We start from the raw sequence: 15,378 nt of genomic DNA, 5'->3' as shown, positions 1-15,378 counted from the left end.
ATGTCGGATGAAAAAGAAAAAGTCTATCTGTTTGACCGGCCCGAAAACGTTGATCGACTACTCAAGGGTTTCTATGCCATTTGCGTGTTGCTGGTGATTGCCGATCTGGTGGTGCACCGGCATATCGGTTTCGATTGGGAAAAAATTCCGGCCTTTTACGCCATTTACGGCTTTGTTGCCTGTGTGCTGTTAGTGGTGGTGGCCAAACGGATGCGCAATGTATTGATGCGTAAGGAAGACTACTACGATGAGTGAGTTCCCACCCTTCCTGATCTTTTTTGTGGCTGCCGCCCTGGTGGCGTTGGTGCGCGGCCTGCCGAGGCAACTGATTCTGTTGGCAACGCCCTTGGTGGCGGGCTTTTATTTATGGCAGGTTATCGACGCCGGCAGCACTGTCTCCTACACCTTGATGAATTTCGAACTGGTGGTGCTCCGGGCCGATAAACTCAGTCTGTTATTCGGCTACCTGTTCTGCATCGCCAGTGTGTTTGCCGGTATTTTTGCGTTGCATGTCACCGACACCAAACAGCACGTTGCCGGCCTCATGTACGCGGGCAGCGCACTCGGTGCCGTATTCGCCGGCGATCTGATCACCCTGTTCATATTCTGGGAATTCCTGGCGATCAGTTCCGTGTTCCTGATCTGGGCACGCGGCACCGAGCGGGCGTTAAAAGCCGGTGTCCGCTACCTGGTGTATCAGGTGCTTTCCGGCGTTTTACTGCTGGCAGGCGCGCTCGCCTATTACCATCAGGCAGGCTCGCTGGCGTTCGATCACATTGGCCTCGACGCCGGTATCGCCGGCAGCTTGATCTTCATCGCCTTCGGCATCAAATGCGCCTTTCCGTTTCTGCACACCTGGCTTACCGATGGCTATCCGGAGGCCACCGTTACCGGCACCGTTTTCCTGTCGGCCTTCACCACCAAGGTGGCCGTTTACAGTCTCGCGCGCGGATTTGCCGGTGAAGACATACTGATCTACATCGGCGTGACCATGGCCTGTTTCCCGATTTTTTACGCGGTGATCGAAAACGATTTGCGCAAGGTCCTGGCTTACAGCCTGATCAACCAGGTGGGCTTTATGGTCACCGGCATCGGTATCGGCACCGCGCTGGCGCTGAACGGCGCAGTAGCTCATGCGTTCAGCGACGTGATCTTCAAAGGCCTGCTGTTCATGAGCATGGGCGCGGTACTCTACCGGGTGGGCAATATCAATGGCTCGGATCTGGGCGGGCTGTACAAGTCCATGCCCAAAACCACGATGCTGTGCATCGTGGGCGCCCTGTCGATTTCGGCCTTCCCGCTGTTCAGCGGTTTTGTCAGCAAATCCATGGTGATGACCGCGCTGATGATGGAAAACCACGGTTACTTCTGGCTCCTGATGTTGTTCGCCTCCGCTGGCGTCTTCCATCACGCCGGCATCAAGATCCCCTACTTCGCCTTCTTCCATCACGACTCGGGCATCCGCACCGAAGAGGCGCCACGCAATATGCTGGTGGCCATGAGCATTGCCGCCGCGCTGTGTATTTTTATTGGCACCCAGCCGCAATACCTCTACGCACTGCTGCCCTGGGCCATGGATTACTGGCCTTACGATGTCACCCACGTGTTGGCGCAAACCCAGCTGCTGTTCTTCTCGGCGCTGGCCTTCGTTTGGTTGAACAAACGCGGCATGTATCCGCCAGAATTGCGCTCGGTCAACATCGATGCGGAATGGTTCTATCGCAAGCTGATTCCTGGCGGGGCACATTGGACTTTGTCGGTACTCAGCCGGGCAAAAATGGCCGCACAAACAACCTTCTCAGCCATTAAATCCGGCGCGCAATCCGAATTCAACAAGACGCCCCTGGCCAAATACTACCTTTCAGAAAGCTGGCCCACCGGCAGCATGGTGTTCTGGATTTCTGCCATTCTGGCCGTATTTCTGGTATTGGATTTATCCGGTATAGGACGTTAACAACGCATCAACCGGAGAGAAACGGATAAACCCACGACAGTCAATGATACGTCTGCAAGCAAAGTAGGCTTCCCGCAAAACGCCCCGGCACATGCTCCGGGGCTTTTTGTATCCGTGTGGCCAGTGCGACGGGCTGGCTTAATTTAAGTGACTCAGTCCGCCGCCCTGTTGGCGTGCTCTACCGCCAACAGCAACGCGTCCAGATCTTGCCGCGTGAGAAAACGCCCTCGGATAATCACTGACTCCAGACTTGCGGTAGCGGCAATGTCCTCGAGCGGATTATCCCGCAGCAGGATAAGGTTTGCCCTGTACCCGACGGCTATTTTGCCGGTGTTCCAGTTCATCCAATGGCCTGGTGAGCGCGTGGCAGCCGCCAGCACGTCGGTGGGTGACAGGCCCGCTGCCTGCAGGGCAAGCAGCTCGGAATGCATAGAAAAACCGGGCACCATCACCGGCACGCTGGCATCAGTCCCTGCCAGCAACATAACACCTTCTGCATACAGCGCTTCCAGCATCAACACATGGGCTTTGGCATAGGTATCCCAATAGTCAGCGTAACGGCGTTGCCAATCGCCCACTTTACGTGAAGCCGGTACCTGATAAGGATTGACGCCCGGAAGCCAGCCCATGGCCTGCCCTCGTGCCACACCCGGGTTTACATAGTTGAACTCGACTTGCGCCAATGCCGACTGGAGATCCAGTTTTTGACCTGCAAAACTGTGCACCAAGGCAATGGTGGTCGTCACGGCGATGTCGCGAGCACGCAACTGTTTGGCGACTGCCTGCCGCCGGGCTCGCACATGCGCCAGAAATTCATTCTGTTTGGCCCCGGTGTAGCCGCCGATTTCCCGGGCCAATGCCTTTACCAACTCTTCCACATGGGCCAGTTCGCGCTGATTGGAGGACCACAAATCCGCCAGATTGGCTTCAAGCGGCAAATGACCGACCAATGGAATCTGACTGTCGCTGATGGCATCACTTGCGGTCAGATAATGCTCACGACTTAAAAAACTACTGGCCTTGATAGCATCATAGCCTTGCGCAATCAACGCGGGGATCCGAGCCCGGGTAGCACTGCGACTGCCGACCACCTGACGTTCTGTAGTAAAAGTCCGCCACAAACCTTCCCAGAAGGGGTAAGTGGCTAGCTGCGCTGCTACCAGGTACAAATCCGGACCCAATGCGCCGGCCGACAGTGTTTCGCGCCAATTCAAGTGGTGCGGCTGCGCATGCATTTCACGCACCTGGGTGACCCCGTTGGCGAGGTACAGCAGAAGATCATTGCGGCTACGCCACAGATGAACGTGGGAATCGGTCAACCCGGGCACCAGATACTGACCACCACCATCGACTCTCGGTATTGAGTTCCCGAACGTCTGGGCATGACCAATGGATTCAATCGTGCCGTCAGCGATTAATACCGACAGATCTGATTCAAAACCGCGACCGTCCGCGGATAAAACCTGGACATTGGTCAGCAGATATTTGTCTGGCGATTCTGCGCCAAGCTGGGGTTTTGCCAGGGGCGTCGTTTCGCCATACATTCTGGCCAACGCATTATCCACAACGAGATAGGCGATTAAACCGCTCAGGGGGATCATCACACCCAGGAAGATAGCCGTACGGCGAAGCCATTTATTCATGAAGCGTCCTTTGCACAGGCTCAATGCGAACTCGCCTTGAGCTTCAGATCATGAGGCAGGCACCATAACAAAATCGAAGTTGCACGTTCAAACCACTCCCGCTCAGGCCGTGGGTACCTGAGCAGCCGATGATACGGGCCGAACCATCAGCTCCGTGACCTGCCCATGACATAGCGATTGAACACATAGCCCCAGGGCATCGCCAGAATCGGAAGAATGACCAGACCAAAAGCAAAGGCAGTTTCTTCCACGCCTGAGCCCACCAGTTCATTGGAACGCCACAGGGGATAAACCACCAAAATAAGCCACAATACCTTGTAGACAATTTCCAGCAATAACACCGGAATCATTTCAACAGTGCGAAAGATGCCCACCAACGCCAGTACCGAAAATGCCGCCCACACACTCCAGGCGACAGCATCATTTTCGCCCCATCGACCGGTGTAGGAAAAAATATAGCCCCACACCTCTGCGCCCAACACAAAAACCATGAGGCAATAGATTACCCTCATGGCATAGATATTGATTGGCCTGATACCATCGTATCTGTCACTTTTCGCAAACCAACTCGCTAAGTTCACCGCTCCACCTCCCTGATATTCCCCAATCAACTTACCAAACGACTGTAGCCATTATCGCTTGGTCCGACTGTTCAGCCGGTATTGCGCCACGCAAAACCGGGCGTGAAAGGGCCCGACTGCAGCCGATCATACACCAACCAGACATGAACTTAAGTGCAATAAAAAACCCGGCACTTGCCGGGTTTTTCTAACGCGTGATGGGAGAAATCATTCCCACTCGATTGTGGCCGGCGGCTTGCTCGATACATCGTAAGCCACGCGCGACACGCCGGAAATTTCATTGATAATCCGGTTGGAAACGGTTTCCAGCAGCTCGTACGGCAAGTGTGCCCAACGCGCGGTCATGAAATCGATGGTTTCAACGGCGCGCAGCGATACTACCCACTCGTAGCGACGACCATCGCCTACCACACCGACAGATTTAACGGGCAGGAATACCGCAAAGGCCTGGGAGGTTTTGTGGTACCAGTCGGCCTTGTGCAGCTCTTCCAGGAAAATGGCATCGGCCTCGCGCAGAATATCGGCGTATTCCTTTTTCACTTCGCCAAGAATGCGCACGCCCAGCCCCGGGCCCGGGAAAGGATGGCGGTAGACCATGTCGTAGGGCAGGCCCAGCTCCAAACCGATTTTACGCACCTCGTCTTTGAACAGTTCGCGCAGTGGCTCCACCAGTTCAAACTGCATGTCTTCCGGCAGGCCACCCACATTGTGGTGAGATTTAATCACATGCGCCTTGCCGGTTTTGCTGGCGGCGGATTCGATCACGTCCGGGTAGATGGTGCCCTGTGCCAACCACTTGATACCTTTGAGCTTGGTGGCTTCTGCATCGAACACATCTATAAACGTGTTGCCGATAATTTTACGTTTTTGCTCCGGGTCATTAATGCCTTTCAAACGACCCAGGAACAGGTCTTCGGCATCGGCGCGAATGACTTTCACGCCCATGTTCTTGGCGAACATATCCATGACCTGGTCGCCTTCGTTCTTGCGCAACAGGCCGTTATCCACGAACACACAGGTCAGCTGATCGCCAATGGCGCGATGCAGCAGTGCGGCGACCACAGAGGAATCCACGCCGCCGGAAAGGCCCAGTAATACCTGATCGCTACCCACCTGCTCGCGCACGCGCGCGATGGCGTCTTCCACAATGTTGGCGGGGGTCCACAGGGCTTTACAGCCACACAGTTCCAGCACGAAGTGTTCGAACAAGCGCTTGCCTTGCAGTGTATGGGTCACTTCCGGGTGGAACTGTACGCCGTAAAAATCTTTTTCTTCGCAGTACATGCCGGCAATGGGGCAAGACTCGGTGGAGGCCATCAGCTCAAAGCCCTTAGGCATGGCAGTGACCTTGTCACCGTGGCTCATCCACACATCCAACAGGCTCGCGCCATCGGCGGCCACATGGTCTTTGATGTCGTGCAACAAGGCGCTGGTACCGTGCACTTTTACCTGCGCGTAACCGAATTCGCGCAGGTCACTGGTGGATACCTTACCACCTAACTGCTCGGCCATGGTTTGCATGCCGTAGCAAATACCCAGTACCGGAATGCCCAGGTTGAATACCAGATCATTGGCTCGGGGCGAGGCGCCTTCGGTCACTGACTCAGGACCGCCGGACAGGATAATGCCCTTGGGGTCAAAGTCGCGGATTTCTTCGGCGGAAACATCAAACGCGCGGATTTCGGAGTAAACACCAATTTCGCGGATACGACGGGCAATCAGCTGGGTGTATTGGGATCCGAAATCGAGGATCAAGATGCGTTGGGCGTGAATGTCCTGGCTCATGGAAGGGCAAATCTCTCTGTTGCAATCAGGATGTCAAAAATAAAAGTGACCGGTTATACCGGCCACTGGGAACTCATTTGGTTATTGGCTCAGCGTCCGCCTACGGGATAGTTGGGCGCTTCTTTGGTGATGCTGACGTCGTGGACGTGGCTCTCACCCATACCCGCGCTGGTCACCCGGACAAACTCGGGCTTGGTTCGCATGGTTTCAATATCCAACGAACCTGTGTAGCCCATGGCAGAGCGCAAACCACCCATCATCTGGTGCACAATAGCAGACAGCGGTCCTTTGTAGGGCACGCGGCCTTCGATACCTTCGGGCACTAACTTTTCGGCGCCCTGGCTGGCGTCCTGGAAGTAGCGGTCAGACGAGCCCTGGGTACGCGCCATGGCGCCCAACGAGCCCATGCCACGATAAGACTTGTAAGTACGGCCCTGATACAGCTCCACTTCACCCGGTGCTTCTTCGGTACCGGCAAACATGGAGCCCATCATCAGCGCATGTGCACCGGCGACGACAGCTTTGGAAATATCGCCAGAGAAACGGATGCCGCCATCGGCAATCACGGGCACGTCGGTGCCCTTGAGCGCTTCGACCACATTGGCAATGGCAGAAATCTGCGGCACACCCACACCGGTCACGATACGCGTGGTACAAATAGAGCCCGGGCCAATACCCACTTTCACGCCATCGGCGCCGGCTTCCACCAGGGCTTTGGCGGCGTCACCCGTGGCAATGTTGCCGCCGATCACCTGCACTTGCGGGTACATTTCCTTAATGCGCTTCACCCGGTTCAGCACGTTTTTGGAGTGACCGTGGGCGGTGTCTACCACCAGCACGTCAACGCCGGCGTCAATCAACGCCTTCACGCGGTCGTCGGTGTCGGGGCTGGTGCCCACAGACGCGCCTACACGCAAACGGCCAGCCGGGTCCTTACAGGCATTGGGGAAGTTCTCGGCCTTGGAAATATCTTTTACGGTGATCAGGCCGCGCAGTTCGAACTTGTCGTTCACCACCAGCACTTTTTCAATGCGATGTTTGTGCAGCAGGCTGCGCACCACTTCGGGGGCTTCGCCCTCTTTCACGGTAACCAGCTGATCCTTGGGTGTCATGATGCTGGCGACGGTGGCATCCATGTTGGTTTCAAAGCGCACGTCGCGGCCGGTAACAATACCGACCAGATCGCCGTTTTCCAGCACGGGTACACCGGAGATGTTATTGGCGCGCGTGAGCGCAACCAGATCGGCGATGGTGGCGTTGGCATCGATGGTAATTGGATCCTGCACCACGCCGGCTTCAAACTTCTTCACCATCCGCACTTCCAGTGCCTGCTTTTCGATGGACATGCTCTTATGGATGATGCCGATGCCGCCTTCCTGCGCCAAGGCAATGGCCAGACGGGATTCGGTCACGGTATCCATAGCGGCAGACACCAGCGGAATATTCAGTTCAATGCCGCGAGTCAACTTGGTTTTCAGCGAAACATCTTTTGCGGTGATGTCGGAATAACCGGGCACCAACAGAACGTCATCAAAAGTCAGAGCTTCCTGTGCAATTCGCAACATAGGGGCGGCAAACCTCGTAATTCAGAAGTGACAGAGGCGCTGAATACAACTATCAGCGCCCCAGCAGGTAAACGGCAAATTATAACGCCTTGGGGCCACGGGGTAAATCCTTGTCCTTAATAGTAGTGCATATGGATGACAGCCGTATGATACTGGCTTGAGTCCTGAGTGGCAGGCGCTATAGTGGGCCCAGATTCACCGGAGCCACTATGTCCACCGCCCCCGAACGCCGTATTCTCACCGTCAGCCAGCTCAACCGCTCGGCCCGCCAGCTGTTGGAGACCCACTTCAACCTGCTGTGGGTGGAAGGCGAAATCAGCAACTTTGCCCGCCCGGCCTCCGGCCATTGCTACTTTACCCTGAAAGACCAGGGCGCCCAGATCCGTTGCGCCATGTTCCGCAATCGCGCCCAGGGGTTACGCATCCGGCCCGGCAATGGACTCAAGGTACTGATTCGCGGCCGGGTCAGCCTGTACGAGGACCGGGGCGACTACCAGCTGATTGTGGAACACATGGAGGATGCCGGTCTCGGCGCCTTGCAGCAGGCGTTTGATGCACTCAAGGCCAAACTGATGGCTGAAGGCCTGTTTGATGCGGCCCGCAAACGCCCGCTGCCCTACCCTGTGCAGCACCTGGCCATCATCACCTCGGCCACGGGTGCTGCCCTGCGCGACGTGCTGGCGGTGTTCGAGCGGCGCTGGCCCTTGCAGCAGGCCACCGTCATCCCGGTGCCGGTTCAGGGCGCCGAATCGGCACCGGCCATCGTACGCGCGTTTGAGCTGGCGCACCGGGCCAACCGGTTTGATGCCATCCTGCTCACCCGCGGCGGAGGTTCATTGGAAGACCTGTGGAGTTTCAATGAAGAAAGCGTGGCACGGGCCATTGCCGCCAGCCGAATTCCGGTGATCTGCGGCGTGGGCCACGAAACCGACACCACCATTGCCGACTATGTGGCGGACCTGCGCGCGCCCACGCCATCGGCTGCCGCCGAGCTGATCACCCCCGACGGCGACGAAATGCTGGAAACCTTTGCCGGTTATGAAGTCATGCTGGAAGAGGCCATAGCGCGCAAGTTGGAACGCAGCCAGGAACGCACCCGGTTTCTGGCGCACCGGCTGAATCGCGCCCGTCCCTCGCTCGGCCAACTCGCACAGCGCCTGGACTTTGCCCAACAAGCACTGGTACGTCAGTGGCAACAACAATGGCGCGTAAAACGGCATCAATGCCAACTCCTGCAACAACGCCTGGCAGCACAGCACCCGCGTCAGCAATTGCAATGGCAACGCGAGCGCCTGCAACAACTGCGCGCACGTCTGCTCAGGCAAACCCCCGTGGGGCTGATTCAGCAACACCAGCAGACACTTTCACGCGAACAGAAAGGTCTGCAGCGTATTTGGCAACAAACCCTTTCCGGCCAGCAACAGCAACTGAAGCAGTTGATGCAGGCACTGCACAACCTGAGTCCGCTGCAAACCCTGGAGCGCGGATTCGCCATCGTCACCAACGCCAAGGGTCAAGCACTGATGGATGCCAACCAGGTCAAGCCGGGCGACACCATTCAGGCGCGCCTGCACAAAGGTAAAATTACCGCCACCGTAAAATAACAATTTGCGCGCAAGGTTGGTGCTCATTACACTGACCGCACTTGTCGGGGTGCCGGAAACGGCTGAGATCAGTTTACTGAGACCCGTTGAACCTGATCAGGCAGCCCTGCCGGGCGGCCCCTGCGTAGGAAACAAGCATGCATATCAGACGCCTGCCCGTTGGCAGCACCGTTTCTGCCCTCTCCCTTCAGCACCCGGTCTGGAGGCTCCCATGCTGACCATCGGCATTGCCGGCGCAGGCCTTCTCGGTCGGTTGCTCGCCTGGCGCCTGTCACTTGCCGGTCACCGGGTTATCCTGTGCGATAAAAATCCTGCCCACAGCCAAAGCGCCGCCGCGTTTACTGCAGCCGGCATGGTGTCGCCCTTGTCTGAACTGGCGGTCAGCGAGCGACAAATCTATGACCTGGGTTTGCGCTCCATGCAGCTTTGGCCACGTTGGCTTGAACAACTGAACGCCCGACACCTGTATTCCAAAAACGGCAGTCTGGTGTTGGCGCATGCGCAAGACCAGGCCGAGCTCGCACAATTCCACAACGACCTGAAGCGCCGGTTGGTGCAGGAACCGTTTGACGCCGACACCGTTTCACAGGCACAAATCAAAGCGTTGGAACCGCAACTCGCGCATTTTCAGCAAGGCATTTTTTTACCCGAAGAATCCCACCTGGATAACCGCCAACTGCTGCCGTTATTGTGCGCCGCCATCGTCAAACTGGGCGGCAGACTGCTGTGGGATTGCGCCATTGCGTTTGATAATACTGTGCCCACGGCAGACAGCATGGCGCGTCTGCAGGCGCACGGAATTAGCCACCCCATTGATCTCTGGCTCGACACCCGGGGCGTGGGCGCCAAACAAAGCCGCAGCAGCGTGCGCGGCGTGCGCGGCGAAGTGATGGCAGTACACACCCCCGAGATCACCTTGCGCCGCCCGGTGCGCCTGATGCATCCGCGCTACCAGCTCTACATTGTGCCGAAGGCGGATCAGCACTTTGTGATTGGCGCAACCCAAATCGAAAGCGAAGACCTGAGCCCCATCAGCTTGCAATCGACGCTGGAGCTCGCCAGTGCGCTTTACACCGTGCACCCGGCTTTTGGTGAAGCGCGGGTGGTGGAAAGCCCCACCAACCTTCGCCCCAGCCTGCCCGATAATTTGCCCATCGCAGAAAAGCGCGGCCAATACTTGTTTGTGAATGGCCTGTTCCGCCACGGTTACTTATTGGCGCCCGCCGTGTGTGAGCGGATCGAACACTTATTGAAAAAGCCACTGCTGCCAGACCAATGGCGTGCGGATTTTACCTCCACCGGATTCACTGAAGCAGACCATGATTTCCATTACATTTAACGGCGAACCCCGCCAATTACCTGCGGCCATGCCCCTGCGCGACGCATTGGCAGCACTGAACGCAAGTGGCGATTTTGCCGCTGCACTGAATGGCCAGTTTGTACCCCGCAGCCGCTACGCCGAGCAGAATATACAAGCCGGCGATCAACTGGATCTGTTGAGTCCGGTCGCCGGAGGATAAGCCATGCGCAATACATCTCTCACCCTTTACGGCGAATCGGTCAGCAGCCGGTTTCTGATCGGCAGCGCGCTCTACAGCTCACCCGCCATTATGCAGGCGGCAATTGAAGCCAGTGGCGCGGATTGGGTCACATTAAGTTTGCGCCGGCAAAACCCTGCGGAACAAAGCGGGCACAGTTTCTGGCAACAGATTCAGGCCACCGGTTGTCGCCTTTTACCGAATACCGCCGGCTGCAAAACCGCGCAGGAGGCCATTAACCTGGCAGAAATGTCGCGTGAAATTTTCAACACAGCCTGGATCAAACTGGAGGTCATTGGCGACGACTACAACCTGCAGCCCGATCCTTTCGCGCTGGTGGAGGCCGCCACCGAGCTCATCAAACGCGGCTTTAAGGTGCTGCCTTACAGCACCGATGATCTGATACTGGCGCAACGGCTTTTGGATGCCGGCTGCCAGGCGGTCATGCCCTGGGGCGCCCCCATTGGTACCGGTCAGGGTTTGCTCAATAAATATGCGCTAAAAACACTGCGCGATCGCCTGCCGGATACACCGCTGATCATTGACGCGGGCCTGGGTGCGCCGTCACAGGCGGCGGAAGCCATGGAAATGGGATTCGACGGCGTACTGCTCAATACTGCCGTGGCCAAAGCCACCGACGCCGTCGGCATGGCGCGCGCGTTTAAACTCGCCATTGAAGCCGGCAGGTTAGCGTTTGAAGCCGGGCTGATGGTAAAACGCCAGACTGCATCGCCGTCTACGACACCCGTGGGGCTGCCGTTCTGGCACCAAAAGCCTTCGGTCTGATAAACAACTATGATATAAGGCAGCATCCCCCACTTTTTATCCGCCGGGAGCCGAGCCTTGCCTTTAGATAGCTTAATCATCGTTGTTGCCTTTGCCTGCGGTTTTATCGCCCGTCAGATCGGCCAACCCCCGCTGGTCGGCTATCTGGTGGCAGGCTTCGCGCTCGGCATGGGCGGATTTGAAACCAACGACATTATCGAATTCATTTCCAACACCGGCATTGCATTAATGCTGTTCATTATCGGTCTGAAGCTCGACATCAAAAGCTTGCTCAAACCGGAAATTTATCGGTCCACCATCGAACACACGCTGGGTTTCGGATTGATCACCTTTGGTTTTGTGCTGTTTCTCGGCATTCTCGGATTACCCCTTGTCACCGATCTCAGTTGGGAGCAAGCAGCCCTGGTGGCTTTTGCGCTCAGTTTCAGCTCAACCGTGTGCGCGGTGGCGATGCTGGAAGAGCGCGGGGAATTCCGCGTGCGACACGGGCAGTTGGCCGTGGGTATTCTGATTATCCAGGACATCGTGGCCGTGGTTTTTCTCACCGTCTCAACCGGCAAAATCCCGACCCTGTGGGCGCTGCTTCTGCCATTGCTGTATTTTACGCGTCCGCTTCTGGGCAAATTGCTGAAAGCCTCGGGCCACGATGAAATTCTGATCCTGGCCGGCATTATTCTGACGGCGTCCGGCAGCACGCTGTTTGAGTTGGTGGGCATGAAAGCCGACCTGGGCGCGCTGGTGTTTGGCATGTTGCTGGCCGGCGATAAAAAAGCCGGCGAGTTGTCCAAGTCCATGATGAGCTTCAAGGATATTTTCCTGATCGGTTTTTTCCTCTCGATTGGTCTGTCGGCAAAGCCCTCACTCGAAATGCTCGGCATGGCCCTGCTGCTGTGCCTGCTGTTACCACTCAAAGGCGCGGCATTTTTCTTTATTCTGTCGCGCTACAAAATGCGCGCCCGTACCGCCATGCTGGCCGGCCTGTCGCTGACCCAATACAGTGAATTTGGCCTGATTGTGGCCGCGCTGGCACTCAAACAAGGTTGGCTGTCGGACGCCTGGATGGCCACATTGGCCATTGCGGTGTCGATTTCTTTCTTCCTTTCCACGCTCATCAACGGTCGCTCGCATCAACTCTACGCGCGCTTTAAGGAAAACCTGAAGAAATTTGAAACCGATCTCGCCACCGATGACGACCCGCAGTGCCTCACCCGTAACGTGGATGTGCTGATTATCGGCATGGGTCGCGTGGGCTCCGGCGCCTATGACACAGTGGTGACCCAATACAACCTGCGCGCCTGTGGCGTGGATACCGACAAGAAAAAAATGGCACAACACCAGCAAGCCGGCCGACGCGTGATCTACGGCGACGCGGAGGATGCCGACTTCTGGGAAGGCATGGCGGTGCATGACTTTAAACTGGTGATGTTTACCATGCCGTCGCTATCAGAAATGATTGATGCAGTAGAGCAGCTGCGCAACTCCGGCTACAAAGGCAAGGTTGCCGCCGTGGCCAAGTACGAAGACGAACGCATTGCCATGAAACAGGCCGGGGCCGATGTGGTATTCAACTACTACGCCGAAGCCGGTGCCGGTTTTGCCGAGCATACGCTCTCAAATCTGCTGGATATCCTGCCGGAAAAACCCGCCGGCGAAGAATTGATTGGCCAGAAGCCGGATTTGGCAAAAGGCTGATAAAAGCATGCTTTTAGCGCAGCGCCGATGGCAGAAACTGCGTCGGCATATTCTGGTAACACACCGGTCGCAGGAAACGCTCGATAGCGGCAGAGCCGACAGACGTGGTGCGGCTGTCTGAGGTGGCCGGGAAGGGGCCACCGTGCACCATGGCATGACACACTTCCACACCGGTACCAAAACCATTCCAGATAATGCGGCCAACCTTCAATTCGAGGGCAGCAATCAAACGCGATACCAATGCCGGGTTTTCGCCTTCTGCTGCGTGAATGGCGCCGGTTAACTGGCCTTCCAACTGTGCCAGAACGTCGAACATCTGATCGGCATTTTCACACTCCACCACCAGAGAAAGCGAGCCGAACACCTCCTCCACTAACTGTTCATTGCCGATGAAATCATTGGCCGCCACTTTGTAGAGCCCACCCTGGCATTGGCAACTGCCCTCGGCGCTCTGGCTACGGGCAACGGGTTGTACACCTTTTGCACTTGACACACGCTGCACGCCATCCAGATAGGCGGCATGAATCCCGGGCGACAACATCGTCTGGCTTGGCGCCTGTTCCAGTGTCGCTGCAGCGCTTGCCAGATATCGGTCCAGACCCTCACCTTTTACGGCTATCACCAAACCGGGACTGGTACAGAACTGGCCCGCGCCCATGAGCATAGACGCCACATGCGCTTCACCAATGGCTTCAGCACGCTCGACCAAGGCTTCGGGCAGCAAGAACACCGGATTAATTGAACTCATTTCGGCATACACCGGAATTGGCTCGCGCCGCTTGGCGGCGATAGCCATGAGAGCGGTACCGCCCGCTTGTGAGCCGGTAAAGCCCACCGCTTTGATGACAGGGTGCGCCACTAATGAGGCGCCCACCTGCCGCCCAGAACCGAACAGCAATGAAAACACCCCTTCAGGCAAACCACAGCTCGCCACCGCCGCCTGAATCGCGCGACCGACAAGCTCGGCGGTACCCGGGTGTGAGGAGTGGGCCTTCACAATCACCGGGCAACCGGCCGCCAGGGCAGAGGCGGTATCACCGCCGGCAACAGAAAACGCGAGCGGGAAGTTACTGGCGCCAAACACCGCCACCGGGCCCAGTGCCAATTTCCGATACCGGTGATCCAGGCGCGGCAAAGGTTCGCGATCCGGCAGTGCCGGGTCGATGCGAGCATCCTGATAGTCCCCATCGCGCACCACCTGGGCGAACAGCCGCAGCTGGCCAACGGTGCGCCAGCGCTCGCCCTCAATGCGCGCCCGGGGCAAACCGGTTTCAGCCATGGCGCGCTCAACCAACGCATCGCCCAAATCGAGAACATTGTCTGCACAGGTTTCCAGAAAGCGCGCCCGCGCTTCTGCTGGCAAATTGCGATAGGGGCCAAAAGCGGCCTCGGCCAACGCACAGGCTTTCTCCACCTGGGCCTCGTCACCGCCCAAAAAGGCGGGTTCCAAACGCGTGCCGGTCGCCGGATTAACGGCAAAAATCGGGTTTTGGGTGCCAGGTTCTTCGGTGGCGCCAATCAGCAACTGGCCGGTGATGTTCATGTAAACCTCGGTTTCGGGATAAGGAAGGCATGGGACCGGATCTCGACCCCTGCAACTGGTATGGCGATAATACCAGATGAGATTGGTATGTAAACCATACCAGTTATTCATGACTGCCCTAATACCTTGCCACCGTGGCAAAATAGCGCCGAGACTCACACAAGGAACAACCCATGGGCCGCTGGCGTCCCCCCTCTCCCCGCTCTTCCGCTTACATCACCCCGGCGGGTGCGCGGGCACTGCAGCAGGAGCTCACCCAGTTGTGGAAAATCGAACGGCCGGAAGTAACTGCAGCCGTCAGTGCCGCGGCCAAAAATGGTGATCGCTCGGAAAATGGCGACTACATCTACGGTAAAAAACGCTTGCGCGAAATAGACCGGCGCGTGCGCTACCTCGGCAAACGCTTGGATGAGCTGACCGTGGTAGACCGGTTGCCGGACGACCGGGAAAAAGTATTTTTTGGCGCCTGGGTGACGCTGGAGGATGAGGACGGCAACGAAGCCCGCTACCAGATTGTGGGGCCCGACGAATTTGATCTGAAGCAGGCGAAAATCAGCATGGATTCGCCCTTAGCAAAAGCCCTGCTTGGCAAGCGGCTGGACGATGAGGTGTGGGTGCCCGCCGGCGATGCGCGCAAATTGTGCTTTATCACATCGGTGGAATACATCGCCTACGAGTAACCGGCAA

At 57.1% G+C, this 15,378-nt stretch carries 13 protein-coding genes and 1 riboswitch; of the genes, 8 read left to right on the top strand and 5 right to left on the bottom strand.

The genetic code is table 11. The annotated features are described in order from the left end of the window. Complete coding sequence (locus tag M5M_RS18970) at positions 1 to 255, top strand: hypothetical protein (protein ID WP_015049135.1); 255 nt, start codon at positions 1 to 3, stop codon at positions 253 to 255. Then, positions 248 to 1,954 carry a Na(+)/H(+) antiporter subunit D gene (locus tag M5M_RS18965; protein ID WP_015049134.1) on the top strand — a complete coding sequence of 569 codons (1,707 nt, stop codon included), beginning with the start codon at positions 248 to 250 and terminating at the stop codon, positions 1,952 to 1,954. The genes M5M_RS18970 and M5M_RS18965 overlap by 8 nt, the downstream gene beginning before the upstream one ends. Positions 1,955 to 2,106: 152 nt before the next feature. Here M5M_RS18965 and M5M_RS18960 read toward each other — a convergent pair whose 3' ends face one another. The 4 genes from M5M_RS18960 to guaB form a co-directional block, all read right to left on the bottom strand. Continuing rightward, positions 2,107 to 3,597 (bottom strand): amidohydrolase family protein, encoded by a 1,491-nt coding sequence (locus tag M5M_RS18960; RefSeq protein ID WP_015049133.1) that lies wholly within the window; start codon positions 3,595 to 3,597, stop codon positions 2,107 to 2,109. 146 nt (positions 3,598 to 3,743) lie between these two features. After that, positions 3,744 to 4,088 (bottom strand): hypothetical protein, encoded by a 345-nt coding sequence (locus M5M_RS18955; RefSeq protein ID WP_015049132.1) that lies wholly within the window; start codon positions 4,086 to 4,088, stop codon positions 3,744 to 3,746. Between the two features lie 297 nt (positions 4,089 to 4,385). After that, positions 4,386 to 5,963 carry a glutamine-hydrolyzing GMP synthase gene (gene guaA, locus M5M_RS18950; protein ID WP_015049131.1) on the bottom strand — a complete coding sequence of 526 codons (1,578 nt, stop codon included), beginning with the start codon at positions 5,961 to 5,963 and terminating at the stop codon, positions 4,386 to 4,388. Positions 5,964 to 6,052: 89 nt separating this feature from the next. Next, complete coding sequence (guaB, locus tag M5M_RS18945; protein WP_015049130.1) at positions 6,053 to 7,528, bottom strand: IMP dehydrogenase; 1,476 nt, start codon at positions 7,526 to 7,528, stop codon at positions 6,053 to 6,055. A 209-nt stretch (positions 7,529 to 7,737) separates the two neighbouring features. On the opposite strand from guaB, the gene xseA reads away from it, so the two are divergent. From xseA to M5M_RS18920, 5 genes are all read left to right on the top strand, one after another. After that, positions 7,738 to 9,132: an exodeoxyribonuclease VII large subunit gene (gene xseA / locus M5M_RS18940; protein WP_015049129.1), complete on the top strand. Its 1,395-nt coding sequence runs from the start codon at positions 7,738 to 7,740 to the stop codon at positions 9,130 to 9,132. A 35-nt stretch (positions 9,133 to 9,167) separates the two neighbouring features. After that, a riboswitch (TPP riboswitch) is annotated at positions 9,168 to 9,280 on the top strand. Between the two features lie 63 nt (positions 9,281 to 9,343). After that, the gene (gene thiO, locus M5M_RS18935; protein WP_015049128.1) at positions 9,344 to 10,471 is read left to right on the top strand and encodes a glycine oxidase ThiO; all 1,128 of its coding nucleotides are present in this window, start codon (positions 9,344 to 9,346) and stop codon (positions 10,469 to 10,471) included. Next, entirely contained in the window at positions 10,452 to 10,652 is a 201-nt protein-coding gene (gene thiS / locus M5M_RS18930; RefSeq protein ID WP_015049127.1) for a sulfur carrier protein ThiS, read from the top strand. The genes thiO and thiS overlap by 20 nt, the downstream gene beginning before the upstream one ends. 3 nt (positions 10,653 to 10,655) lie before the next feature. Beyond that, entirely contained in the window at positions 10,656 to 11,456 is an 801-nt protein-coding gene (locus tag M5M_RS18925) for a thiazole synthase (RefSeq protein WP_015049126.1), read from the top strand. Positions 11,457 to 11,513: 57 nt separating this feature from the next. Beyond that, positions 11,514 to 13,148: a cation:proton antiporter family protein gene (locus M5M_RS18920; RefSeq protein ID WP_015049125.1), complete on the top strand. Its 1,635-nt coding sequence runs from the start codon at positions 11,514 to 11,516 to the stop codon at positions 13,146 to 13,148. A gap of 13 nt (positions 13,149 to 13,161) precedes the next feature. Here M5M_RS18920 and M5M_RS18915 read toward each other — a convergent pair whose 3' ends face one another. Then, entirely contained in the window at positions 13,162 to 14,691 is a 1,530-nt protein-coding gene (locus M5M_RS18915) for an aldehyde dehydrogenase (NADP(+)) (RefSeq protein ID WP_015049124.1), read from the bottom strand. A 173-nt stretch (positions 14,692 to 14,864) separates the two neighbouring features. Between M5M_RS18915 and greB the strand changes: the two genes are divergently transcribed. After that, entirely contained in the window at positions 14,865 to 15,371 is a 507-nt protein-coding gene (gene greB / locus M5M_RS18910; protein WP_015049123.1) for a transcription elongation factor GreB, read from the top strand. Positions 15,372 to 15,378: the final 7 nt, after the last annotated feature.

Source organism: Simiduia agarivorans SA1 = DSM 21679 (assembly GCF_000305785.2).
GTDB classification, from domain to species: Bacteria; Pseudomonadota; Gammaproteobacteria; order Pseudomonadales; family Cellvibrionaceae; genus Simiduia; species Simiduia agarivorans.
This window is presented reverse-complemented; position numbering and strand designations above follow the sequence as displayed.

Bases quoted from the DNA above. Each gene is read 5' to 3' on its own strand.
- M5M_RS18915 (WP_015049124.1), bottom strand. From the start codon at position 14,691: ATGAACATCACCGGCCAGTTGCTGATTGGCGCCACCGAAGAACCTGGC.
- thiO (WP_015049128.1), top strand. From the start codon at position 9,344: ATGCTGACCATCGGCATTGCCGGCGCAGGCCTTCTCGGTCGGTTGCTC.
- M5M_RS18965 (WP_015049134.1), top strand. From the start codon at position 248: ATGAGTGAGTTCCCACCCTTCCTGATCTTTTTTGTGGCTGCCGCCCTG.
- guaA (WP_015049131.1), bottom strand. From the start codon at position 5,963: ATGAGCCAGGACATTCACGCCCAACGCATCTTGATCCTCGATTTCGGA.
- M5M_RS18955 (WP_015049132.1), bottom strand. From the start codon at position 4,088: ATGGTTTTTGTGTTGGGCGCAGAGGTGTGGGGCTATATTTTTTCCTAC.
- xseA (WP_015049129.1), top strand. From the start codon at position 7,738: ATGTCCACCGCCCCCGAACGCCGTATTCTCACCGTCAGCCAGCTCAAC.
- M5M_RS18925 (WP_015049126.1), top strand. From the start codon at position 10,656: ATGCGCAATACATCTCTCACCCTTTACGGCGAATCGGTCAGCAGCCGG.
- M5M_RS18960 (WP_015049133.1), bottom strand. From the start codon at position 3,597: ATGAATAAATGGCTTCGCCGTACGGCTATCTTCCTGGGTGTGATGATC.
- M5M_RS18970 (WP_015049135.1), top strand. From the start codon at position 1: ATGTCGGATGAAAAAGAAAAAGTCTATCTGTTTGACCGGCCCGAAAAC.
- thiS (WP_015049127.1), top strand. From the start codon at position 10,452: ATGATTTCCATTACATTTAACGGCGAACCCCGCCAATTACCTGCGGCC.
- guaB (WP_015049130.1), bottom strand. From the start codon at position 7,528: ATGTTGCGAATTGCACAGGAAGCTCTGACTTTTGATGACGTTCTGTTG.
- greB (WP_015049123.1), top strand. From the start codon at position 14,865: ATGGGCCGCTGGCGTCCCCCCTCTCCCCGCTCTTCCGCTTACATCACC.